Consider the following 24,995-nt stretch of genomic DNA (forward strand, 5'->3'; position numbering starts at 1 on the left):
GGAATCATTGAAAGATGCTTTTAGTCCTTTAAATTTAACTTTCCCAGAAATTAGAATACAGGTCAGCTCTACCGGAATTTTTCCATGTTTGTATTTGCTGCCAACTACTTTAAAAGCCATCCGACTGATTAGACGAGCCAACCTTTCAGAATGGCATGAAAGCTGGAAAGCTTTGAAATACAATATGGTTAACTGGAAAAAGTGCCACTAAATAAGATTAATATTCATTTCGATCAGGGAACCGTAACAGGAACTCTGCCAGATGCCGGAAATCATTAATTTAGAAGAAAGTCTTTGAATACGGCACTTGCCGTCAGAAGGAAATTGGATCGTCTATTAAACTAAACGGGCAAGCGTGGAAAATAAAAGACGCGTATGGCTGTGGGTAATGGTGCTATTGTTTGCAGCATTTGCAGGCGGCCTTGCTGCTCGTAAAATGCGGTCGTATGCTGAATACCCGAAAGCGAAGTCAGCTCCTGTTCCGGTTTATGTGGAACCGCCCTTCAGGCACTCCATGCTGTCCCGTCCGGATTCATTAAGAGATGCAGGAAATTTTGATCTTGCACATGATGCTTATCTTGCAACGGCAGCCTGTTTCCTGGAAAATAAAAACTGGAAAGGTTATGTGTGGTCGTTGAATGCTGCAGGCAGTACCGGGATAAGAGGCAAATACCATGATAACGGGCTTGCGGCACTTCAGAAAGCACTTCGGGCAGGGAAACAGCACCTCGGAGTTAACCACCGGTATGTAAGCAACACCTTTTATTTTTTAGGAGAATATTATTACCTGATCTCGAATGCATCCAAATCACTTGCTTGTCATAAGCAGGCGTTAAAATGCCGGATATACCTGTTCGGGAAAAACGGCAATATGGTTGCCGACAGTTACCAGCAAATTGCTCAGGTATATCAATATCTCGTATTCGATTATGCCAAAGCAGAAGCCTATATGGACTCTGTACTGCAAATCACCCGAAAGGCACCTGAGCGGAATTTACGGGATGAAGCAAGTATCTGTTACGACCTGATGGCAGTCAACCGCCTGAAAGGTGATCTGGAACGGGCGTTGCTTTATGCGAACAAATATATGGTTATGGCGGAGGAACTTGGCGACAGTAATCTGCTGGAACTGGCGCACAGCACAACCGGCAGCATTTACTATTCACAGGCTGATTACAGGAATTCGATCCTTCATTTAAGAAAGGCCATCGGATTGAATCGTACGAACAAACCGGCGATCAGCGGACAAAACAACATTTCCTATTACTATAATGACCTTGGAAATGCATTTTTGCAAACGGGTAATTTCCGGATGGCAGCCCGATCCTTTCATGATGCACTGAAAGCACCTGACAGTTCCTTATCTTCGGACACATTGTCTGTTACCAACAGTTATGCTTCTTTAGGAAATCTGTATCTGAAACAACAGCAATTTGATTCTGCAAGGTTTTATTTTGATAAATGCCTTTCCGGCCGGCTTGCTTACTATGGCGGCAAACATTATAAAACATCTCAGGCGTATAAAAATCTGGCTGATATTTCTTACCAGACCAGTCGGTTTGACCATGCGCTCGCAAATTATCAGCTGGCATTGATTGCTGCTGTTCCGGAATTTATCCAGACTGAAATTTCAGCTGTGCCCACGGTTGCAATGATCGGAGCCCGGTATGAACTGATCGATATCCTTGGCTCAAAAGGAAAAGCTTTGATACAGAATTATCTAAAAAACAGCCATAACCAGGCAGATCTGATTCTTTCATTATCCTGCTTTCGGACGGCCGACAGCCTGATCCAGAAGTATGCAGAATCGTATGGTTCGGAAAGTTCCAGGTTATCGCTTGCACAGGAGAGCCATGCCATTTATGAGCAGGCGCTGGCCTGCACCTTGTTACTAAGCGACGCTACGCACCAGGTGATTTACAATTCCTATGCATTCTATTTTATGGAAAGAAGTAAAAGCCAGCTTCTTCTTCAGGGGATCAGACGGGCTGAACAGTTGAATACCAAACTGATTCCGGATACGCTCCGGAACCTGGAAAAGGAATTGAGTTTCAGAATAAACACGCTGCAACAGCAACAGGAAGAGCATGTAAACAGCAACCACAATGAAAAAGAAATTCAGAAAATAAGGAGCCAGTTACTGGAAGTCAATATGCAGTACCGGAATTTGCAAAAAAGGATGGATACGAGATACCCGTTTCTAAAAACTTCGGAAACAGACAAACAATCCATATCACTTCACGATTTGCAGCAAAACCTGAAAGATACTTCCCGGCAGTTCATCATGTACTTTTGGGGGGACAGCAGCATCTATATGCTGGGAATTACCGCGCGGAAAAGCAAATTTGTCCGGATTTCAAAAACGAAAACCTTGATGGAGACATTTACAGGCTTCGTCCGGAATCTTTCCGGGAAAGATGAGCTGCCGGGTACCAAAATGGATCATGAGTGTGCTTTTGAGGTTTATACCCGTCAAGCCTATGGTTTGTACCAAAACCTCGTTAAACCTGCTTTACTGCTATCCGGTGACAACGCCGGAACATCCGAAAAACCACTTGCAAAACTGGTTATCATTCCGGACGGTCCACTGGCTTATTTGCCTTTCAGTACACTTCTGACCAGACTGCCGCGGCACGGACATGCCGATTACCAAAGTCTTTCCTATCTGCTGCTTCGGTATCAAAGCAGTTATGCTTATTCCGCCACATTACTTGCACATCAGGAACAGCAATCCGGCTCTGCCCGAAGCGGCGTACTGGCTATGGCCTATTCAGCGGATGCTTCCGGTTCTGCCGGACAACAACATAGGCAGGATCAAATTCCGGGAACAGTCAGGGAACTGGCGGCCATTTCGCGTATCATGAAAGGTCTGTACCTGAAAGGAAATGAAGCCACTGAACAGACTTTCCTAAACAATGCTTCGAAATATCAGATCATCCACCTTGCTGTGCATGGAAGAACGGATGAAAAAAGCAAATATGAAAGCAGAATTCTCTTTAATGCGGAAAGCAACCGGCCGGGCGATGGAATATTGTACGCACACGAACTCTACAATCTGCAACTGGGTGCCAGGCTTGTTGTATTAAGTGCATGTGAAACCGCCCTCGGCAGGCTCTTTTCAGGCGAAGGAGTGTTCAGCATGGCCCGGGGTTTCACCTTTGGAGGCTGCCCTTCCCTGATTATGAGTTTATGGAAGGTTGATGATTCTGCTACTGCCGATTTGATGGCACATTTATATGAAGGACTTCAGACCGGATTAAGTATCAATGAATCCCTTGAATCTTCACAGCGCAACTATTTGCGTACGCACGATGAGCTAACGGCCCACCCGCGTTACTGGGCAGGCTTTATTGCATCCGGTAATATGGCTCCCATCGAAACGGGTTGGCCATATCAATGGCTAGCAATGTTTACAACAGCTGTTTTTCTGATCACGCTGTTTCTGGTTCAAAATAAATACAGGTGATTCTCGCAGACTGATTTAGCGTGAAGGTTTGCGCTTGACAGGTTGCTTGGGCGTGTCAGTACCGTCTTTTGATGTACTTCTCGTCGAAGTTTCTTTTCTTATTGGAGCCGGCTGAATGATGGGGTTGTCCGTTTTAGGGTAATCTCTGTTCAGTTGAAGCGCCGGATGAAAAGGGGTATTTTGACGTTTTTGACCCTTGATGAAGTTTGGAAAATAAAAAGATGCATTCATGGTTATTTCAGAGTTAAATGGTTGAAAATCTGAGCAGATCTTTTTTATTCAAGTTAAAATGAATTTCACAGATTTCAAAGTTCAGACAAAAGCTGGTTCGCTTTCCGTGCGTAAATTCCGGATTGTTTTCCAAGCTCCTGCAGGACTGACTTGGCCGGAGCAGTCTTATTTTGTTTCAAATAGGTCAGTGCCAGATACCATTGTCCTTGCTTGTAAAACAGGCTATCCGGATCATGCACGACTTTCTTCAGGCTGGATTCGGCAAGTTGGTATTGATCTGTCTCCAGATAAGAAATTCCCAGAATCAAAAGCCAGCCTGTGCTGTCCGCTTGCCCGGATGCCAGTTTTTTCAGGAGCGGAATCGCTTTTTGATAATCGTTGTTTTCATAGGACCGGACTGCAAGCTGTTGCCATGAAGCCAGCGTATCTCCGCGGGTTACGCTGGCTAAAACCGTACTTGGGTAAGGTTCATAATACCGGGTAAACAGATTTTCGCCCGAAGAAGGCCGTTCCCACCAGAAAAAAATACCTGTCAGAAGCATGGCTGCCAAACCGGCTGCCCAGCCCCAAACCGGCATTCGCCTGCTTTTTTTTACCACAGGATCCTGCAAAGGAACAACCGGTGCTTCCTTCCGCAGGTCGGCGAGGTGCTTTCTGAAATGGGTTTTTTTACTTTCGAGCGTAATGCCGTTCATCAGCAGTTCATGGATTTCCAGTTCTTTTTGCAGCCCGGGATCCGATGCAAGCTTTTGCTGAAAATCGGAGCGTTGCTTCGCTGTAAGCCTTTTGTGCAGGTAATCGTCCAGTAACTGGATTCTTTCTTCTTCATTCATGACTGAAATAGTTGAAATAGGAATTATGCTTTTCCAATACTTACAAAAGTTTACGGATCCATACCCGTCATTACGCACTTTCGAAGCTCGGCAAGGCAGCGTGCTTTCTGGCTTTTAACGACATCTTCATTCTTGTACCCAAGTAAAAATGCAATTTCTTTCATTGATTTTTTTTCAGCATAATACAAATCGAGAATGGAATGGCATGCGCCGGAAAGTTTCCTTTTGCAGCGCGCCACGAGTTCCAGCTGTTGCTCCTGCTGATCGGTCTCTATTGATATAAATTGCATTTGCCCGCTGTTGAACATTTCCGATTCCAGTTCTTCAGTTTCCAGACTATACATGTTTTTACCTCTGATTTTGCGGTAAATCATGTATTTGCCGATGCTGAACAAGTAGCTTTTCAAGCTGGCTTTTATATTTTCCAGTTTCCCCAGTACTATTTTTTGAAACAGTGCTTCCATGGCGTCCTGATAGATATCCTCTGCCTCCAGGGCGCCCAATGTATACGTGTTATGTGCCCACCGGATGAAAGAAGTCCGGTTTGTCCGGTAAAAATCATCCAGCAATCCATACTTCCCCTCCACTACTTCTGCCATCAGTTTGATATCCTGCTGGCTTAGGCTAAATGGTGCATCCTGCATATACTCAGTGCGGTTTTATGAAGAAGGTAAACCAAAGAAGTGGATTGCAAGTAAAGAAAGGTTCAGCAATTAAGATGCCTGGAAAAAATATTTTAATGAATCTGTTTACCTTTTTTTGTTTGGAGCACCAACAGTCAGATAATCAATTTAACCTTTATCAAATCATGGGAAATGAATTGCTATACAGTCAGGGTTCGGCCTGACCTCATCAATCTGCCAATCCGTACATTTAACAATCATTTATTCACAGATCAAACTTACAATCATGAAAAAAATGTATTTTTTCATCAGGACCATTCTGGCCTTTGGTGCCACCGTTTACCTTTCAGGTTGCAAAGACACATTCGATGAAGTGCATGTAGCTGAATCAAAATCAGACAGTTCGGTTTCCGTTCCTATGGAAGAAGCTTTTCCGGGCCAAACCGGTATCGTGAAGCAGGGCAAGCTGTACGGCATTCCTGTTTATTACTCCGAAATACAAAATCAGGCTGTTTTCGAAGGAGATATTATATTGTCAAAAGAACAGCTGAGTACCACCGGTTTACCGGACAGTACCTTCCGAAATGGCCGGACAGAAGGAACGGGCAGGTCTTCCAATGCAGCACGCTGGCCCGGGAATACGGTATATTACAAGATCGATCCCGCTCTGCCCAATCAGGCCCGTGTTTATGCGGCTATCAAAGAGTGGGAAACGTATACGCCACTGCGTTTTGTATTGCGTACAAGCCAGGCCAATTATGTGACTTTCCGGCCCGGGAGCGGATGTTCTTCCCACGTCGGTATGATCGGAGGGCAGCAATATATCAATCTGGCGTCCAGTTGTTCAACCGGGAATACTGTTCATGAAATTGCCCATGCAATAGGAATGTGGCATGAACAGAGCCGGGTTGACAGGGACAAGTACGTTAAAATACTGTGGGAAAATATTCTACCGGGTTACGAGCACAATTTCAAGACCTATGCACAGCAGAACATGGATGGATTCGATTACAGCAGCATGGATCTGGGTTCCATCATGATGTATGATTCCTATGCTTTTACTAAAAACGGCAAGCCGACAATTACCCGGCTGAATGGCAGCACGTATACGGTACAGCGCAATGCGCTGGCGAGCCGGGATATAGGCTGCTCGGTTTCCATGTATTCCAATCTGTATACCGTAAAAGGCGACCGGTTATATGCAGTGAGTGCTTCTACAGGCCAGCGATCGGACCTGGGCGGGTCATGGACCGGAACTGAAGCGCTCGTATCCTATAACAACACGCTCTACGGAGTTCAGGCAGGGCATTTATGGAAAACAGACCGGCTCAACGGTAACTATGTATCCATGGGCCCTGACTATGGCGGTACGCTGGCAATGACCGTGTTGAATAACTACTTGTATGTAATACAACTGGGAAGCCTCTGGCAGGTAAATCCGTTGACCGGGGCTTATGCCAAGATCGGAACGGCAAACTGGAACGGCAGCACGGCCATGACCGCCTATAATGGTCAGCTGTTTGTAGTGAAAGGCGATTACCTTTACAGGGTTAATCCGACCAATGGAAACTATCAGTCCATGGGGCCAACTTACCAGGGAACGACGGACATGGCTGTTTTGAATGGCAGCATCTATCTGGTGGAATCCAACAGGTTGTGGCGCGTCAATCCTGTTACGGGCAGTTATGTACAGGTTGGCACCGAAGATTGGTCAGGAACCACCGCCATGACTTCACTGAACGGGTACTTGTATGTTGTGCAAGGAGATGTATTGTACCGGGTTGCATACAACGGCACGTGGAAAGCCTTGTCTTCCGGTTGGACCGGGGTCAACTATATTGCATCGATCAGCCAGCCATATTGATTTTTTCAGATCCAGCAAAGACTTATCCGGATTATAACAGCAATAATCCGGATAAGTCTTAATCCTTACTTTACACAATTATAGTGCTGTGCCGACACTTTTCATATCTTTTGCCAGCGATACTGGTTTGCTTCGTGTGCTAATTCTGTGTTTTACATTCACCTGATGAATTGGGATGAGGTGAACAATCGAAGGACTATCATTTCACGGAACGGGAAAAGCACATTCCCGGCTTTTTGGTATCGGATTGCAGCTATAAACGGATTGCGGCGGCATGCGGTATTTCTTGCAACACGGTAAATAATCCTATCCGAAATAGCTGTGACAAGTTGTACGTAACAGTACGACGGAGGCAGTCAGTCTGGCTAGCAGGGAAAGGCTGGTGGAAGTCAGCTGCAAAGACGTTGCAATCAGCGCGTGTAACAAAGTGAGTCTTCCGCGTTTGTACACTTTTTCTTCACCCCAAAAAGGATTGCAGCTACCCCTTAATAGCGGGATTTTACGTCAATACGCAGCATAAGACCTTTGTGCATTGCCCAATTACCGGTAAATTGATGCTGATATACTTCATGTCAGGCCAGGAACACGTCCGGGCAGGCCGCCCAGACCAAAGTGCTGTTCTAAAACCAGGCTTTAAAATTTGGTCCTGATCCGCATCAGGGTATATCATTATATCCGGTAATTATATTGATTGAAACGCTTATGAGGGATTTTGCAAACTTTGACAAGCAGGAAAGTTACTTTCAGCCCAACCAGACGCACCTGGATGTACATGTCAAGCTCAGGGAAACTGCACCGGAACTGGCAGCATCGCATAAATGGACTTACAAACTTAAAATTTTCTGCTCTGTTCCCGTTCTGTTATTCAGGCCGGAAAACAATAACTGCAACACCCTCATCCACCTGAATCATGTGCTTTTAACCAAGTTGAATGCTACGTGCTGGCTTAAAGCGGAAAAGCTGACCTTTATGCTTTTCATTTCAGATGCTTCTGTAAAAAGGGGAGTCGTTTGTGTAAAAGCAATACAGCTTTCAATCGAGGATTCGAAACTGGTCAGAAAAGCATGCAGAAGTCAACAGGGGCTTTCATACCATCAGGTAGAAAACCTGGTGGATATCATTTATCAGCTGAACATAACCGATATCTGGCCATCGGATGGTGATGCGGAATAAAAACACCCGCAGACATTGTGAAAATCCAGGTTGCCTAAAAGTATTGATCAGGTATTCTTTTAACTTGGGGTATTTCTGATTTATACCTTTCCTTGCCGCTTTATGTTCTGAGTCATGCCGGTTTTGCGGGCAATATCTTCCTTTTTAAGCATGTAGCTTTATAAAGCAGCATTCGCTTTTCTCAAACTGAGGAAATGAGGTATATGTGTGTAATTCAGTACAGCTTTATAAAAATTGTTCCACTATTTTTGTAACATCTTGATTAATAGTTAATAATTAATATTTTATTAAAATTTTTGTATAGTATTTGTTAATAGTTTGCTGCTCTTGAAAATAAAAGGAAGAGGAATTTGCCTTGCTGTCATGCGTATTCCGCAGATTTCTGTTCCTGTACCATGCGAGGCTGTATTCCTGACTATTTTTGCGGTTCGTTCTGTCCGGTATCTGGTCCGGACTTTACCGTTCCGGCTTGGAAATCGGGCCAAATTGGAATGATAGTTATGCAGGTATGCAATATATACCTACTCTCATGGAACCTACTGACAAACAAAGCGAAGAAGAAAAGCGGTTGATTGAGCAAAATCAGCTAAGAAGCACAGCCCTTACTGCAAAGCATCAGGCAGAAATTCTGGAATGTGAATTGAATAACGCAAGCGAGGAATACAAATCCAAAATGCTTTTGCGTCATGCATCCGAGTTGAGCAGGTTGTCGCAGGAGTATTTCAACCAGTGGATTGATTTTACGGAAAGGCAAAAGAAAACAGGGTAAGACTTGGCAAGACGGAAAAAGACCTATTCGGGTTCGTGAGGTGTCACAACTTATCAAGCTTAAAAAAAATCAATTCCGAATTTAGTTGTCTGTATGCAGATACAGACAACTAAATGGAGCATGTTATTTTATCTTGCGATTACGACTTTCTGAATCAGTAAGGTACCGTCAGTCCGGGTAATTTTCACAAAGTATAAGCCCGAGTGCATGTTGCGTACATCAAGCTTGAATGCAGGATTGCTGCCGGAATGATGGATCGGAACCGAGCTGCTGTTCAGCAGTTGAATGTTTTTAACATTTTCTGGATCAGAAAGCTGAATGGTTAAGGTTTCCGAAACCGGATTTGGGAAAATCGTGAATGCGGCATCCGCATCAAAAGTCAGCGTGTTGATCCTGCTGAACGTATAGCTTCCGTCGGTATCCACCATTTTAAGCCGGTACAGATTTTCTGCTCCCAAAACCGGATTTGCATGTATGTAATTGTAATCGACAGAGTTCTGACTTTCTCCTTTTGCATTGATTTGGGCCAGCGTGTTCCAGGATTTGCCATTGATGCTGTGTTGCAGTTCAAAATGATCACTTCGGGTTTCAGTACCTGTTGTCCAAGTAAGAAGCGCAGTATTCTTTTCTTTTTCAGCGGAAAAGCTTGTAAGTGTAACCGGTAGCGGCGGCGTTTCGAATCCAAGTTTAACAAGCCAGAAACCAGCGTAACCAACCAACGGACTTATTCTGTCATACCCGGGCGGAGAGTACGTAATGCCGCCAAATGCATATCCACCATCCGCTGTAGGTTCAATAAAGTTCACATTGTCTATGCTGCTTCCGCCAACGGTTTTATCCCATTCTTTTGTACCATCTTTTTTCAGTTTTACGAGCCACACATCAGCACCGCCTCTGATATCTTCTGTTTTGTCCCACTGTTGCTCCGAAATGGATTCACCTACAAGAATGTAACCGCCATCCGGCGTTTGTTTAGCAGTAGTTAACCTGTCACTGCGATTGCCTCCAATGGTTTTATCCCATTCTTTGCTGCCATCTGCTGCCAGCTTTACTATCCAGTAATCGAAGCCTCCTTTGGAATTTTCAGATTTTACGTCTGTTGTATCCGAAAGCGATTCCCAAGCCAGCATATAGCCCTGATCTGCTGTCTGCTGCATAGCAACTAATTTGGTATATAAAATAGGAAAGGATATGGTTTTTGTCCATTCCATGCTGCCATTCTGTGAATATTTCACAAATGTATTTTCTATACTTGCAATGTTGTAGTTACCATAGTATTGGATGTAACCTCCATCTGTTGTCCTGACGTACGGATAATCATTAAAGATTTTGTCCGATATTTTCTTGCCCTGGGCATTCAGCTTTACTTCCCAGTTATGGAAAGTAGTATAATCAAAACCAGGAACGGAACTCTTGTCACCTCCTGCCTTGGAATTGGAATAGCCTTCCAGTATGTAGCCCCCGTCCGGCGTCTGTTGTAACGATCTTAATGCGTCCACATTCTCACCGCCTATGGTTTTGTCCCACTGCTTTGTCCCGTCGGCAGTGATTTTTATAACCCAGTAGTCGGATGGTAGGGAACCGTCCGACTGTTTAACACTTCTGCTTTTTTCTGTCTTATCGCCTCCGGCTTGTGAATAGGAGTAGCCGCCCAGCAAGTAACCTCCGTCAGCAGTCTGTATCATTGTCCTTACTACATCATCATCAGTCCCGCCAAAAGTTTTATCCCACTGTTTTGTACCATCAGCGGATAGTTTGACAATCCAGTAATCCGTGCCTCCTCTGCTATCTTCCAAGGTATCACCCTGGCTACCCGCAAGAATATACCCGCCATCCGAGGTGTGCAGCATAGATTGAAAATTGTTATCCTGCATGACCTTATCCCATACAACCTTCGGAGCATTTTGGGCAATGGACAGGCTTCTGATTCTGCTGTATGTGACATTCTTATCCAGATCAGTGATTTTCAACCTGTACTGCACTTCTATTCCGATCACGGGATTGGCATGCACATAGGTATAGTCATCAGATGCCTGTTTTGCATTTACCGTAGCCACTTTCTTCCAGGTTTTGCGGTCTACACTTTGCTGCACTTCGAACTGATCAAAAACCGTTGATCCCACATCACTGGTCCATTCCAGTATAGCCTTGCCCGTTTCATTTTTAGCAATAAAACGGGTAATTGCTCCCGGTTGTACAGGTATTTCCGGAGCCAGTTTCACCACCCAGAAATCATATTCATTCTGTCCGTCTTTAGAGTCTTTTGTTTTTTCGCCGCTTACCGGTGACCTGGAATATCCGCCCAGCAAGTACCCGCCATCTTCTGTCTGAATGCTGCTTTTCAGGTAATCGTGATCCGATCCGCCAATGGTTTTGTCCCAGAGAATGTTTCCATCCGCCTGAAGCTTGATGATCCAGAAATCCTGGCCGCCTCTTGAATTTTCTGTTTTGTCCAGACCTTTATTGCCGGCTGAATGCCCGCTGATCAAATACCCGCCATCGGGTGACTGCGAAACAGAGGTAACATTATCAGCAAAGGATTGTATATTACCAATAGCTTTGGCCCATTGTCTGTATCCAGTTTTGTCAATTTTAACTATATACAACTTTGTTATACCTTCATCATCTGAATTTGACCAGCCGGCTATCATGTACCCGCCATCTTTGGTTTGCTGAACAACCTGTAACCGATTATATGCATCCCATTCACCATAGGCATTCCCCCACTTTACATCACCCGTTGCTGTTAATTCAAGAACAGTATAATACCAATGTATTTGATCCCCGGTACCATTAGCAAGGCCAACAACATACCCTCCGTCAGAAGTAAGGACAAGATTAATTAGCTCGGAATTCGTGCGTTTCTCATCGATTTTATCCCATTGCTTGGTGCCGCTTGCATCAAGTTTTACGAGCCAGGATGTCCAATCAGCGAAATATTGTTTTTCCTCTCCAAAATCTTCTTCCAATCTACTGTATGCCGTTCCTGCCAGTATATAGCCTCCGTCAGGGGTTTGCCTTACGGTTTTCAGGAATTCGCTGCCGGTGAGGCCAAATGTTTTGTCCCATTGTTTTGTCCCCTTTTTATCCAGCTTGATGATCCAGTAGTCAAAATATTTGGTATTGTTTTCCGATTTATCTCCGCCGGCATTTGAATTGGAGCTGCCGCCGAGGATGTAACCTCCGTCTGCAGTTTGCTGGACATCCGCCAGCCGGTCCCAGCCGGAACCCCCAAACGTTTTGTCCCATTCCTTGGTACCACTGGCTGAAACCTTCACGATCCAGAAATCGACTTTGCCCTTTCCGGGCTCGCTTTTGTTTCCGTCGGAAAGGGAATCCGAGGTTCCGGCCAGCAGATAACCGCCGTCCGAGGTTTGCAGCACCTTGGCTAACTGATCGTTTGCAGTGGTACCGAACGTTTTATCCCACTGAATGGCCGGCTGCGCCAATACACTTCCTTGTGTAAAGACAATGAATGAAAGCAGCAATTTGATAAAATGTTGACGAAGTAAAATGTTCTTCATTTGTTCCAATTTTAGGTAATATGTAGTTACATACGCAATGCTAAGTATAAATCCGTTTTATTTCCTATACAAACTTATTGAGCGGTAAAATCATCACATTTAGCCTTATTTGTCTGTATCAGGTGAAAACACATTCCTCTTTCCGGAAAAAAGAAATGCAGGAAGCGTTGATATTCCGGGAAATCCGGTTGAAATCATCGCCCGATTGCGCAGGGTAAAACAATCCTAAAAGTGACGGGGTTTAAATAAACGACGTTGGTTACTGGTCATTCACAGTAAAAAAGATGCTGCACAATGTCAGCTTTTTTCATCTATTGGTTTTTTATCTGTACGTAAGTCCGAGAGCATGCGGCCTACATGCTGTTTGTACAGGATGTGCTTGGGCTGGCCCACACGCTGGGCGCCATAAATTCCCCGGTGTCCTGAAAAGAAATAGGCCATGATGCAGGCTATTGCCACGTACACCCCGCATTCAGCTCCAAATAATTCCATGGCCATCAGGATGCATGCCAGCGGTGTGTTGGCAGCTCCGGCAAACACTGCAACGAAGCCCATTCCGGCCAGAAGGCCGGTTGGCAGGGGAATAAAGCAGGAAAGGGCATTGCCGAGGGTAGCTCCAATGAAAAACAGGGGTGTCACTTCGCCTCCTTTGAAAGCGGCACCAAGTGTAACGGCAGTAAATATGATTTTAAGTGCAAAATCGTAGGGCGGAAGTTGCACGGTGAAGGATTCCAGAATGACCGGAATACCAAGACCGATGTAACGGGTAGTTCCCAACCCAAATACTGCCAGCGCCACTATGGTGCCGCCAATTGCGGGCCGGAATGGCGGAAACAAAATTTTACGCTTAAACAGGCTGCTTGTGAAATGGGTGAGGCGGCTGAACACTACTGAACCGGCACCGAAAACCGCCCCGGCTGCCACGGCATAAAATACGTTGAGGGGCGAGAGCTCGGGAATGCGATCGATATGATAAGAAGTATGTCCTACGTGCCAGGCTTTGGTCGTCATATCCGCAAATACTGAAGCTGCAAAAGCAGGCAGAAGTGCATTGTACCGCAGGCTGCCTATCAAAAATACTTCAAGGCCGAAAATGCCTCCGGCAAGCGGCGTTCCAAACACCGAGCCGAAACCGGCTGCTATTCCCGCAATGAGAATGAGTTTTCTGTCGCGGGGACGCAGGCCAAGAAACCGCGTAAACTGGTCGGCGATAGAGCCTCCGATCTGCAGCGCGGTGCCTTCTCTGCCCGCAGAGCCTCCGAACAGGTGGGTAGCAATGGTCCCAACGAGTACAAATGGCGCCATTTTGATGGAGATGATTCCGGAAGGCCGGTTGATATTCTCCAGCAGCAGGTTATTTCCTGCTTCTACTTCCTTTCCAAAATAGTGGTACATGCATCCGATCACAAAGCCGGCCAATGGCAGCAGTGCAATGATCCACGGGTTGCTTTCCCTGAACCGCGTAGCCCAATCCAGCGAAACCAGAAAAAAGGCGGAAGCAGAGCCAACCAGAAGTCCGATTAAAACAGATAGGAACAGCCATTTGACCGTATAAAAAACGATTGGAAATTTCCGGAAGACCGATTCGGGCTTTTCAGAAAGACGATAGCGGAAAGCTGACATTTTAAACATACCTATTAGTTGAACAAATATAATTTGATTCCAATAGGCGCCATCAGCCTTTTTAAAGGGCGGTTCCTGCAGGAAGACACCATTTCCTGTTCTGTAAGGCAAATGTAAGCTAAAAGTATGTAAAAAGCCCTAACAGTAGCTGGCCACCGGAATCTGCAAAGAACAGACGAGAGCCGGTTGGCAGCATTTTTGTGAACCATTTTCCGGCAGATTAAGCCATTTCAAAGTTCAGCATGAAGATGAGAGAAACAGAAAGCGACAGGTCGCATAAAAAGAATGCCGGGGATCACCTGGCCAATGAAAGAACATTCCTTGCCTGGATCCGCACCAGTATAGGCATTATGGGGTTTGGCTTTGTGGTGGTCAAATTTTCATTGTTCATCAGACAAATTGCCGCTGCGCTCGGAAGTAAGGCCCCGGTACCTGCTACGGGATTTTCTCCGGTCATCGGTGTTTTGCTGGTCAGCCTGGGTGCTTTGGCGACGCTCTTTTCCTATGTGCGTTATTCGGCCACCAAAAAGCAACTGGAACGGGGTGACTATTATCAGTCTTCGCTACTGATCAAAGCCATGACGGCGGTTATTTTTCTGACAAGCATTCTGCTGATTGTTTATCTGGTTAAAACCACGTAAGGAATCACGTGATAGAATGTACGGCGATTTACAGTTGGTTTGTGATTTCAATTGGCCAATTGCCAAGTGTACCTTTTTACATCATCCAAAAACATTGAATGTCTGAAAATACCGAAGCAGGAGCAGGGATTGGCATTTTCAGGTATAAGGCTTTCACGTAAAACAGGTTATGCCTTACACCTGAAATGGGTTTATAGTTTTAAATCACAGAATAGAAATCGTTAAGTTGCTGTTTGAACAATGCGGATCCTGACTTGCATTCGGGCTAGCGATCTAAAATGCATAGCGGATCTTGCAATAGGGAAGCTGTGTCTTCACAGCTTCAACCAGTTCCGTAACCACTTCTTTTTTGACGTTATTTTTGTAACGGACATTCCGCTGGCCTGTCTGACTGTACTTCACCTGTTGAATTTCCGGTTTCCAGAGTACGTCTTCGGCTTTGGGGTGCCAGCCCAGGTTTACTTCATGCAGCCGGTCATTGTGCGTCAGACAAATGATCTCTGTGGCGAGCTGTGCCTTGGTTTGTTCATTCAGAACATCGTTCAACTCTTCAAAAAGCGCATGCCAGTCATCCAGCCAGCCATCATAGTAAATAACCGGGGCAAAACTGACATTGACTTCGTAACCGGCCTCATGAAAATCGTTCATAACCGCAATTCGTTCACTGATCGGTGTGGTGCGCACATCCACCAGACGCGACATCTTATGCGGCATCAGACTGAACCGGATGCGCGTTTTTCGCTGCGGGTCATAACTGAGCATTTCACGGTTGACAAATTTGGTTGCAAAGGTCAGCTTGGCATTTGGCAGCTCTGTATAAAGGCCGATCAGGTCTTTCACGTTGTCGCAGATCGCAGCGTCAGCAGAGCAGTCGCCATTTTCACCGATCTCATATACCCAGTACTCGGGGTCAGTCTGGTCCGGTTCGGGTTTTACCCCCTGCCGCGCTGCATGTCTGCTGAGATGGCCCATAATCTGTTCGATATTGACAAAAATGGAGATAGGATTGGCAAACCCTTTGCGTCTGGGCACATAGCAGTACGAGCAGGACATGGCGCAGCCATTGGATTGCGAAGGTGCGATCCAGTGTGAACTGCGGGTATTCGGCCGGCAAACCAGACCTTTCTTCGTACCCAGTATGAGCACGTTCTTTTTGTTCCAGAGCCAGTCGTCCACCGATCCTTCGAAACCGAAAAGCTCGGGTATCTTCCAGTGTGATTCTACCTCGATGTGTTCGGCGTGAGGATATTTGGTTAGGATCTCGCGCCCGCGCTGGTATTTGGGCACATCAGGTTCCAGGTAAATTTGATGAATGGTCAGAAGGTCGTCAATGGTTTTTTGATGAAGCATAGCTACGTTGTTTTTTACAACCTTTATACTAAAATGTTGCCAGCTATGCCACCGGAAGAAAACGGAATGTTCGTTTTCATGCAATTGTCTGCTTCAATTCCTGCTGAAAGAAACCGGGAAGTTGATTATGCCTTGCAATTCACTAATTTTAAACCTTCACATTCCCGGTCAGCATAATGCGGATCGGTTGTAGCCAATAGCCGTAACACGCCAATTGAACCGGATTTTACATGAAATTTATTAACAGACTGGATGCACATCACAAGCTATATATTTCTTTAACTTCCGGTTTATTCGCCTTTTTTGTCCTGTACGGAAAGTGCTCAGTTCCTGTGCACGTCATGCTTACATGGCTTTCGTACTGTCTGACAAGCCTTTTTCTTTCCTGGGTAACGATTCTCAGCTCGCATCCTTCAGAGGTGAAAAAGGAAGTTTTTGCTCAGGATTCCAGCAGAACCCTGATTTTTCTATTTACCGTTACAGCCGCATTTGCCAGCCTTTTTGCCATATTGATCCTCTTGCAAAGCAGCAGCCAGACTTCCTCGCAAGCTGATCTGGACGGACATATCCTGCTGTCACTGGCTTGTGTAATTTCTTCCTGGTGTCTGGTACACACGATTTTTACCATGCGGTATGCGCATCTTTACTATCAGAATGTAAAAAACACCGACAGAAATAAAAATCAAAAGCCCGCCGGGCTGGATTTTCCGGATGAGGATCAGCCCGATTATCTTGACTTTACATATTTTTCATTTGTACTGGGAATGACTTTTCAGGTTTCTGACGTTACCATCAATTCCAAAGAAATCCGAAGACTGGTGCTGGTCCACAGCTTGCTGTCTTTTGCATTCAATACCGTCATCGTTGCCTTTAGTATCAACATCGTTTCAGGATTGATGCAGAAATAGGTAGGATTGGAAAAGGTTGTATAGTCATTAAGGAACTGTCAGAAATTGTCAGGGATTGTCATGAAGTGGATTTAGGCAAAATGATATCGCGTTGTTTCTATGCGTTACATCTTCATATCATTTGTTTTTGAACAAGCGCGCCGGGCCAGTTGTTGATGCATTGTAATTCGGCCAGCCATGATTGTAATTCATAAAACGGTAATGGCTTGAATCGGGAGTGTATCGGTATTCGGCCTTCGGCGGAATCTGGTAAGGATTAAAAGTTTCCGGTTCAAAAAAGGCCAGCGATGAACTGAAAATTTCTTCAATCTTTACTCTGGCAATCCGGAAATTGAGAGCGGGAGTGGGACTCGGCAGGTGAAATCCCTGCCGCATATCACCCTTTGCAGTGGCCAGATCGAATCTGATTTCAATGGTCTGAGCCATTTCCAGCGGCTTGCCGTTCTGGATTCCCGGTTTCCATTTGGGCATGTTTTTCACCAGACGGATGGATTCCGCATCCAGCCCGAAACCCACTCCTTTTACAATGGTAATACTGTTCAACATACCTGCCTGGTCTACGACAAACCGGACGATTACAATACCTTCTACATTGGCTTTAAGGGCGGCTGCCGGATATTTAATGCTGTTTTGCAGGTATTCCAGCAGGGCCGCATAGCCACCGGGAAATTCGGGCTTTTGCTCCTCTGTCTTCAGGGCATTGCTGTTGGAATCGGCGGTTTTCACAGGTATTGGTTTTGAAGCTGTCCGTTCCACAGGAATGGTTATATTTTTTGAAACGGTTTCATCCCGTTCCATGATAAAATCATAGCGGGTTTTCGCTTTACTGAGCGCCATTTCACTGGTTTTATATTGAATTTGACTGGCTACCAATACCGCATTCTCTGCTATGTTCGTCAGTTCAAATTTTCCGTTTACGTCTGTTGCAACTCCCTGATTTGTATTTTTAACAATGACAATGGCACCCGAAATCCCCTTGCCGCCTGGATCAGAAACGGTTCCCTGAACCAGTATGTCTTTTGGCTGCGCATGCGCCGGATAAGTAACGGGGAGAGGTATATGTTTTCTGGCAGCGGTGTACAATACGGTAATCACGGCCAGCGGTAAAATCAGCAGGTACTTGCTGAGCAGCCACTTGGGTGTACGGTTTTTATAGATCATTTTGATTCTGTCTTTAAGTAATGAAGAATTTGAAAAATGATTGACAAGCATTTGTACAGGCATTTTCAATGCATAGGCAACCAGAAACGCCGCGTAACTTTCCCGGTTTGCAGCTTCCTGATCGGCCAGGTATTCATGCACCGACTGCATGGCACGTTTGTAAAACCACACTGCCGGGTTCATCCAGAAAACGACTTTCAGCAATTCAATCAGCAGAATATCCATGCTGTGCAGCTGCCGGATGTGTACGTGCTCGTGACGGATGATGGTATCCGGATTCGTTTCATAGTCCAGGCGACTGACGAACATCCATCTGAAAAACGAGAAAGAACCGCTGTATCCGTTTCCGGAATGTTCTGTAAAAACCAGCGTATAATCTTCAAGTTGAATGTGTTCGCCGGTTCTGACCAGCAAAAAAAGCCTCCGGAATGACCTTAGTAAATTGATCAGCATGAAAAGTGCACCGGCTGCGTAGCATCCAAGCAGTACAACGGGCATGTAGTCTGTTTCTTCGGCAACCCGCACAGGCGCTTGATGCATCTCTGCTGTTTCCATGACCCCGGAACCAGCTGCGGGCACAGCGGCATCGCTGTAAAACACAATGGCGGGAAGCAGAAAAGACGCCGCAACCGAACCAAGCAGATAAAACCTGTTCCACTGAAAAAAGGTATGTTTGCTGAGAAACAGCCAATAAGTAGAACAGAACAGGATCAGATAAAGGTTTGTCCTGGCCAGATAACTCAGCAATTCCATATCCTAGTTTTTCTTGGTAGTGATCAGAATTACGCCGTTCCGGCCTTCTTCTCCGTATGGCGCTGTGGCGCTCTGATCTTTCAGTACGTTAATGGACTGAATTTTTTCAGGATCCAGAGCTTTCGTGCCAAAGCCGCGTTTTTGTTTTACGCCGTCAATAATATACAAAGGTTCCGGGAGCAGGGGTTCGTTGCCTTTCACCTGCATTTTTACGTCTGGTGCAATGCCCGGATCTAGCTTGTCCGTTCTGGAAGGCGCCTTGCTTTCCGTTGATTTTTGATCCGAAATATACACGATGGTGGCCTGTTGTGATGCGTCCGGTTTGGACGGTCTGGTGCTGATCTCGATGACACCGTCCCTGCCTTTGCTGCCATAGGCAGTCAATGCTTTTTGATCCTTGATCACATTAACAGAAGCAATTTTGTGCGGTACTATTTTTTCCACATCTTCTTTTTTCATTTCCTGACCATCGACCAGGTACAACGGATTGTTTTGACTGTCTTCTGCAGAAAGCTTTTTCGATGCGTTTTCTTCCAGCATAAAGTTGATCGGCAAGGTGAGTTTTACATTTACCTTGTTTCCGTTTTGCTCGCCGGGTGTCCAGGCCGAAAAGCTTTTGATAACGCGGGCCGCTTCCTCGTCACATCCGAATCCGATGCCTTTTTCAACAGTTACATTCTGAACGGCACCCGCTTCGTTGACTATAAAGGAAACAAATACTTTACCCTGAACTCCTGCCTTCGCCGCGGCGGTCGGATATTTGATGTTTTTTCCCAAAAACTGGAACATGGCCGTTTCACCTCCCGGAAATTTTGGCACTTCGTCCACTTCGGTAAAAACCTTGTCAGGCATTTTTTCCTTTCTTGCCTGTGCCGTTTCCGGCTGTTGGTCTTCTTTTTGTTCACATCCGGCCACAAACACGGCGGTGGCGCCGATCAGTGTAGCTGCTGCCAGGTAAGTGCCCAGCAACCATTTCGAGCTTCTGTTTTTGTAGATCATTTGAATTCGGGATTTGATTTGAGATGGTTTGAAAAAATGGTTTGTTAATGAAGTCGCCGGTGCATTCAATGCGTAGCTTACCAGAAACCGCGCATAACTTTCACGATTGGAAGCTTTTGAATCTGCCAGAAATTCGTGGACCTGCTGCAAGTCCTGCTTGTAAAGAACCAGAACCGGGTTGAACCAGAACAGTACTTTCATGATCTCGACAAAGAGAATGTCTGCGCTGTGCCATTGCCGGGTATGGACCATTTCATGAGACAGAATATCATCAAAATGGCTTTCGTAATCGTTCCGGTTAATGACAATCCATTTCAGGAAAGAAAAAGAACCGATTTGATTGGAATGGATCATCACAACAGTGCAATCGTCCAGCTCAATCTGTTCGCCGGATCGGATGAACATGCGCAGCTGAAAAATGTTCCGGAGCAGGAAAAAACCCGCGACGGCCAGTCCGGATGCGTACAGGATCCATACGGCATCCATCCAGGTGAAGAGCTGCTGTTCCTGCTTTGCAAAGGAAATTTCAGCTATGGTGGTATTTACTTCATAAATAACCGGAATAGGCGGTGCATCGGCCGGATAAATCACAAAGGGCAGTGCAAAAGCGACAACAATGGAACCCAGCAGATAAATGCGGTTATACTGGAAAAAGGTATGATTCCGGAGCATCAACCGGTAACAGGCCAAAAGCAGAACCCAGTACAGATTCACTTTGCCGATGTACAATAGCATTTCCATGGCATGCAAGGTTTATTGTTCGTTTTTATGCCGGTCGATCAGCTTCATGATTTCTTCCAGATCCTTTGTTTTCAGATCATTGTCTTTCACGAAGAAGGAAACCAGATTCGGCAGTGAATTGTCAAAATAATTGACCATCAATTGTTTTATCTCGTGGCGCTTGTATTCCTCTTCACTGATGAGTGGGAAGTACTCATGTGTTTTTCCGTAAGCCGTATACCCGACGACTTCTTTTTTCTCAAGAATGCGGATTATGGTTGAAACCGTGTTGTAGGCCGGTTTGGGTTCAGGCATTTCGGCAAGGATGTCTTTAACAAATGCCTTTTTCAGTTGCCAGAGAATCTTCATTACTTCTTCTTCGGCGCGCGTCAATGTGCGAATTTCCATGATGTACAAATGGTATTAAACTTGGATTGGATTGTAGGATCAAAGGTAAGACTATTTATTTAGTTTCAAAACTATTTTTTTAGTTATTTAACATTAACACCCTTTTTTGAATGCGGATGGCTTTTGGCTGTTGGCAAGCAGTCATAAGTTGTTCGCTTATCAATTGTAAATTGTTTGCTAATCGGTCATGCGTAGTCATGTGTAGTCATGTGTGGTCATGCGTAGTCATGTATGGTTTGGCTGTTAATTCGGAGTTGGTGATTTGGTGCCGGTAGACACTGGCCCTTTGCTTTAAGTCAGTAGCATTCAGCCAACAGTCAACAGCTGACAGCCAGCAACAACAAACATTAATGCGACAGGTAAGTTGGCGTTAGAATCTGCTTTTGAATACAGTTCTGGTTTTGTCCTTAGGTTTATCATCCAAATTGGTTTTCCATGAAAAAAGTGACTGTTCTGGCCTGGATCTTTTTTCCGGCACTTTCATTTGCGCAGCCATCCGCATTGCAGGAAGGTTTTCAAAATCCGCCGAATGCCGCAAGGCCACGCGTTTGGTGGCATTGGATGAACGGAAACATTACGAAAGATGGAATAACCAAAGATCTGGAATGGATGGACCGTGTGGGCATCGGCGGTTTTCAGAATTTTGACGCCAGTCTTTTTACACCGCAGGTTACACCTGAGAAGCTAGTGTTCATGACGCCGGAATGGAAAGACGCTTTCAGGCACACGACGGATCTTGCCAAAAAACTCCGCCTTGAAATGACCATTGCAGCCTCTCCGGGATGGAGCGTAACGGGCGGTCCGTGGGTAACGGCCAGCAATGCCATGAAAAAATATGTGTGGACAGAAACCAGATTGACAGGAGGACAGGCATTTTCAGGAAAACTTTTATCGCCGTCCAATACAACGGGAAGCTTTCAGAATGTGCCGGTGGGAAACAATATGCTGGACGTGCCAGTAGGGGAGAAAAAAGCTTTTTACGCGGATGCGGCAGTAATTGCATATCGCTTGCCGGCAGCGGAAACACAGCTGGATGCATTGAATCCGACAATTTCATCAAGCGGCGGCACGTTCAGCCTGGCCGAACTGACGGATGGCGATCTGGCAAAATCGACGTTGTTGCCGCCGATGGAAGTAGGGCAGGACATGTGGATTCAGTATGCCTTTGACAATCCGCAGACAGTAAAGGCTTTCACGATTGCCGGCGCCAGCAGCGGAGGAGAGCTGGCGGAATTCAGAGGTGCACCCGATAACCGGACCTTGAAAGTGAGTGATGATGGCGTGAATTTCCGGGAGGTGGTGGCGATCAAAGGCAGCACCGTTCCGCAGAATACGATGAGCATTGTGCCGGTTACAGCCAGATATTTCCGGTTTACATTCCAAACTCTGCAACCGCAAGGCAACCCATTTGCCGAAATGTTCGGAGGAAAGCAGGAAACGCCCAAACCGGAAGGTGTGCAGGTCGCTGAAATTGTACTTCACAATACAGACCGTGTGGATTTGTTTGAAGAAAAGGCAGGTTTCAGTCCATGGAAAGAAAATACGCCTACGCTGGTCAGGAAAGATGCAGAGGCTGTTCCAATGACAGAAATCGTGGATCTGACTTCCCGGATGACTGCCGATGGAACACTCAACTGGACACCACCCGCCGGAAACTGGATCGTACTGCGTATGGGATACTCAATTACAGGCAGACAAAATCACCCGGCTTCCCCGGAAGCGACCGGTCTGGAAGTGGACAAGCTGGACAAAGTTGCCGTTGGCAAATACATTGAAACGTATCTGGACATGTACAAGGATGCAACCGGCGGACAACTTGGCGCTCAGGCATTGAGCCACATGGTTCTGGACAGCTACGAAGCCGGCCATATGACGTGGACGAAGGCGATGCCGGAAGAATTCAGAAAACGCCGCGGCTATCCCATTACGCCATGGATTCCTGTATTAACAGGACGTGTGATCCAAAGTGCCGAGGCAAGTGAAAAATTTCTCTGGGATTTCCGCAGAACCATCGGTGAGATGATTGTTGCCAATCACTATGAAGTCATCGGCGACGCTTTGCACGCCCGCGGAATGAAACGCTATACCGAATCGCACGAAAACGGGCGCATTTTTCTGGCCGACGGAATGGACGTAAAAAGAAAAGCCGATATTCCGATGTCCGCCATGTGGACGCCGGGCAGTCTGGCGGGCGGTGCCGACGAAGAGGTACGCAGTGAGGCCGATATACGCGAAGCTGCATCCGTCGCACATATTTACGGACAGAATCTTGTAGCCGCCGAATCGATGACTTCCGTCGGCAATGCTTTCAGCTGGCATCCGGAGAAACTGAAACGGACTGCAGATCTGGAAATGGCTTCGGGCCTGAACCGTTTTGTGGTTCATACTTCGGTACATCAGCCGCTGGACGATAAAAAACCCGGGATTTCGCTCGGACCTTTCGGACAGTATTTTACAAGGCAGGAAACCTGGGCAGAACAGGCAAAAGTCTGGACGGATTATCTTGCGCGAAGCTGTTTTCTGTTGCAGCAGGGAAAGCCGGTAGTGGATATTCTTTATTACTACGGTGAAAACAACAACATAACGCAGGCTTTTGCCCAAAAACTGCCTGCAATGCCTTCGGGCTATGCATATGATTTTGCCAATGCAACGGTTCTCAAAGAGGCAATCCGGATCGAAAATGGAATGATTGTGGCGCCAAGCGGCCAGCAATACCGCCTCCTTGTGCTGGATTCCACGGCAAAGGCAATGACTTTGCCCGTATTGAAAAAACTGGGTGAGCTGGTCAAAGCAGGCATGAAAGTAGCAGGCACAAAGCCGGAATACAGCCCGGGCCTCGGTGACAATGCTGCGGAATTTACAACGCTGGTCAATGAGATCTGGAGTAACCCGAATGTTTCAGGCAAACCGGTAGATGCGGTTCTCAAGGAACTGGAAATTGAAAAAGATGTGGATATTTCAGGAGCCGCACCCAAAATCCTTTACGTACACCGCCAGACTGCGGATGCAGACATTTACTGGCTGGATAACAGAAGCGATAATCCCGGTGAAGCAGAAATCAGCTTTCGGGTGACAGGAAAAGTACCGCAATTGTGGAATCCGGAAACAGGCAAAATGGAGAAAGTAACTTATCGAATTCAGGACGGCCGGACTGTTATACCTTTAAAGTTTGAATCATGGGAAGCCTGTTTTGTCCTTTTTGAAGGAAAGGGAACAGCAGCTTCTTTCACAAAACCGGCAGTTAAAGAATCGGAAGTTGCTGTTGTAAAAGGCAATTGGAAAGTCAGTTTTCAGCAGGGCAGGGGAGCTCCGCCGCAAGCTGTTTTCAAAACACTCGTATCACTTTCGGAGAATGCCGATACTGGAATAAAATACTTTTCCGGTACCGCCATTTACGAAAACAGGATCGCGCTGAAAACCGTCGGCAGGAACAGCTCCTATATCCTTGATCTGGGTGATGTAAAAAACATTGCCGAAGTTACCGTAAACGGAAAAAAGGTGGGTACCGTATGGAAAAAGCCTTTCCGGATAGCCATTACAGATGCGTTGAAACCAGGTGAAAACCTTTTGCAAATCAGTGTGACTAATCTGTGGGTAAACCGAGTGATCGGCGACGCACAGCCCGGAGTAACGAACAAGGTTACCTTTACAACCATACCTTTCTACAAGGCGGATGCGTCGTTGCTTCCTTCCGGCCTGATCGGGCCGGTGCGCCTGCTAGAATACAGAGAAGCAGGAGTCAAATAAAATGGCTGCAACAAACATAAGGCTTGCATGCTTGTTTAAAGCAGAAGCGTGCAGGCCCTATAACCTTACGCATAAAGTGATTCAAGCCATGCAGGCTGCGTGCTGGAAGAGGACGTTTCATTCAGGATAAGTGATTGCTTTGAAGAAGCCCATCGCTGACAGCTTTGAGCCGTTGGCGATGGGCTGGGATTTTCCGATATCG

Annotated in this window: 16 protein-coding genes, 1 pseudogene and 1 riboswitch; of the genes and pseudogenes, 8 read left to right on the forward strand and 9 right to left on the reverse strand. The window is 46.0% G+C overall.

All coding sequences use genetic code 11. The annotated features are described in order from the left end of the window. Positions 1–355 precede the first annotated feature (355 nt). Positions 356–3,466 carry a CHAT domain-containing protein gene (locus FEM55_RS02665; RefSeq protein WP_138279764.1) on the forward strand — a complete coding sequence of 1,037 codons (3,111 nt, stop codon included), beginning with the start codon at positions 356–358 and terminating at the stop codon, positions 3,464–3,466. A 15-nt stretch (positions 3,467–3,481) separates the two neighbouring features. Here the strand turns inward: FEM55_RS02665 and FEM55_RS02670 are convergent, their stop codons facing one another. From FEM55_RS02670 to FEM55_RS02680, 3 genes are all read right to left on the reverse strand, one after another. Continuing rightward, positions 3,482–3,697: a hypothetical protein gene (locus FEM55_RS02670; RefSeq protein ID WP_138279765.1), complete on the reverse strand. Its 216-nt coding sequence runs from the start codon at positions 3,695–3,697 to the stop codon at positions 3,482–3,484. A 74-nt stretch (positions 3,698–3,771) separates the two neighbouring features. After that, a complete protein-coding gene (locus tag FEM55_RS02675) occupies positions 3,772–4,530 on the reverse strand; it encodes a tetratricopeptide repeat protein (protein ID WP_138279766.1) in 759 nt (252 codons plus the stop codon). 50 nt (positions 4,531–4,580) lie between these two features. Further along, positions 4,581–5,174: an RNA polymerase sigma factor gene (locus FEM55_RS02680; protein WP_138279767.1), complete on the reverse strand. Its 594-nt coding sequence runs from the start codon at positions 5,172–5,174 to the stop codon at positions 4,581–4,583. Positions 5,175–5,439: 265 nt separating this feature from the next. On the opposite strand from FEM55_RS02680, the gene FEM55_RS02685 reads away from it, so the two are divergent. The 4 genes and pseudogenes from FEM55_RS02685 to FEM55_RS02700 all read left to right on the forward strand — a co-directional run bounded on the left by FEM55_RS02685 (position 5,440) and on the right by FEM55_RS02700 (position 8,959). After that, positions 5,440–7,017: a M12 family metallopeptidase gene (locus FEM55_RS02685; RefSeq protein ID WP_229209058.1), complete on the forward strand. Its 1,578-nt coding sequence runs from the start codon at positions 5,440–5,442 to the stop codon at positions 7,015–7,017. A 215-nt stretch (positions 7,018–7,232) separates the two neighbouring features. Then, positions 7,233–7,448: pseudogene (locus FEM55_RS25365) on the forward strand (hypothetical protein); the annotation flags it as partial. Between the two features lie 271 nt (positions 7,449–7,719). After that, on the forward strand, positions 7,720–8,190 hold the full coding sequence (locus FEM55_RS02695) for a hypothetical protein (protein WP_138279768.1): 471 nt from the start codon (positions 7,720–7,722) through the stop codon (positions 8,188–8,190). A gap of 469 nt (positions 8,191–8,659) precedes the next feature. Then, positions 8,660–8,959, forward strand: coding sequence for a hypothetical protein (locus tag FEM55_RS02700; RefSeq protein WP_171036452.1), 300 nt, complete (start codon positions 8,660–8,662; stop codon positions 8,957–8,959). Positions 8,960–9,087: 128 nt separating this feature from the next. On the opposite strand, the gene FEM55_RS02705 is transcribed toward FEM55_RS02700, so the two are convergent. Continuing rightward, positions 9,088–12,483, reverse strand: coding sequence for a T9SS type A sorting domain-containing protein (locus FEM55_RS02705; protein ID WP_138279770.1), 3,396 nt, complete (start codon positions 12,481–12,483; stop codon positions 9,088–9,090). A 297-nt stretch (positions 12,484–12,780) separates the two neighbouring features. After that, positions 12,781–14,106, reverse strand: coding sequence for a voltage-gated chloride channel family protein (locus FEM55_RS02710; protein WP_138279771.1), 1,326 nt, complete (start codon positions 14,104–14,106; stop codon positions 12,781–12,783). Between the two features lie 36 nt (positions 14,107–14,142). Next, positions 14,143–14,211: riboswitch (Fluoride riboswitch) on the reverse strand. Positions 14,212–14,348: 137 nt separating this feature from the next. Between FEM55_RS02710 and FEM55_RS02715 the strand changes: the two genes are divergently transcribed. Beyond that, positions 14,349–14,747 carry a YidH family protein gene (locus FEM55_RS02715; protein WP_138279772.1) on the forward strand — a complete coding sequence of 133 codons (399 nt, stop codon included), beginning with the start codon at positions 14,349–14,351 and terminating at the stop codon, positions 14,745–14,747. A gap of 273 nt (positions 14,748–15,020) precedes the next feature. Here the strand turns inward: FEM55_RS02715 and FEM55_RS02720 are convergent, their stop codons facing one another. Further along, positions 15,021–16,097 (reverse strand): spore photoproduct lyase family protein, encoded by a 1,077-nt coding sequence (locus tag FEM55_RS02720; RefSeq protein ID WP_138279773.1) that lies wholly within the window; start codon positions 16,095–16,097, stop codon positions 15,021–15,023. Between the two features lie 230 nt (positions 16,098–16,327). Here FEM55_RS02720 and FEM55_RS02725 point away from each other — a divergent pair, with 230 nt between their 5' ends. Then, positions 16,328–17,005 (forward strand): DUF1345 domain-containing protein, encoded by a 678-nt coding sequence (locus FEM55_RS02725; RefSeq protein ID WP_138279774.1) that lies wholly within the window; start codon positions 16,328–16,330, stop codon positions 17,003–17,005. Positions 17,006–17,122: 117 nt separating this feature from the next. Here the strand turns inward: FEM55_RS02725 and FEM55_RS02730 are convergent, their stop codons facing one another. From FEM55_RS02730 to FEM55_RS02740, 3 genes are read right to left on the reverse strand one after another with little or no spacing between them, the layout of a single operon-like run. Further along, positions 17,123–18,919, reverse strand: coding sequence for a TonB family protein (locus FEM55_RS02730; RefSeq protein WP_138279775.1), 1,797 nt, complete (start codon positions 18,917–18,919; stop codon positions 17,123–17,125). A 3-nt stretch (positions 18,920–18,922) separates the two neighbouring features. Continuing rightward, positions 18,923–20,659, reverse strand: a complete 1,737-nt coding sequence (locus FEM55_RS02735; RefSeq protein ID WP_138279776.1) for a M56 family metallopeptidase — start codon at positions 20,657–20,659, stop codon at positions 18,923–18,925. A 12-nt stretch (positions 20,660–20,671) separates the two neighbouring features. Then, the gene (locus FEM55_RS02740) at positions 20,672–21,046 is read right to left on the reverse strand and encodes a BlaI/MecI/CopY family transcriptional regulator (protein WP_138279777.1); all 375 of its coding nucleotides are present in this window, start codon (positions 21,044–21,046) and stop codon (positions 20,672–20,674) included. Between the two features lie 435 nt (positions 21,047–21,481). Here FEM55_RS02740 and FEM55_RS02745 point away from each other — a divergent pair, with 435 nt between their 5' ends. Continuing rightward, a complete protein-coding gene (locus FEM55_RS02745) occupies positions 21,482–24,793 on the forward strand; it encodes a glycosyl hydrolase (RefSeq protein WP_138279778.1) in 3,312 nt (1,103 codons plus the stop codon). Positions 24,794–24,995 lie beyond the last annotated feature (202 nt).

The organism is Dyadobacter sediminis, from assembly GCF_005860765.1.
Taxonomy (GTDB): Bacteria; Bacteroidota; Bacteroidia; order Cytophagales; family Spirosomataceae; genus Dyadobacter; species Dyadobacter sediminis.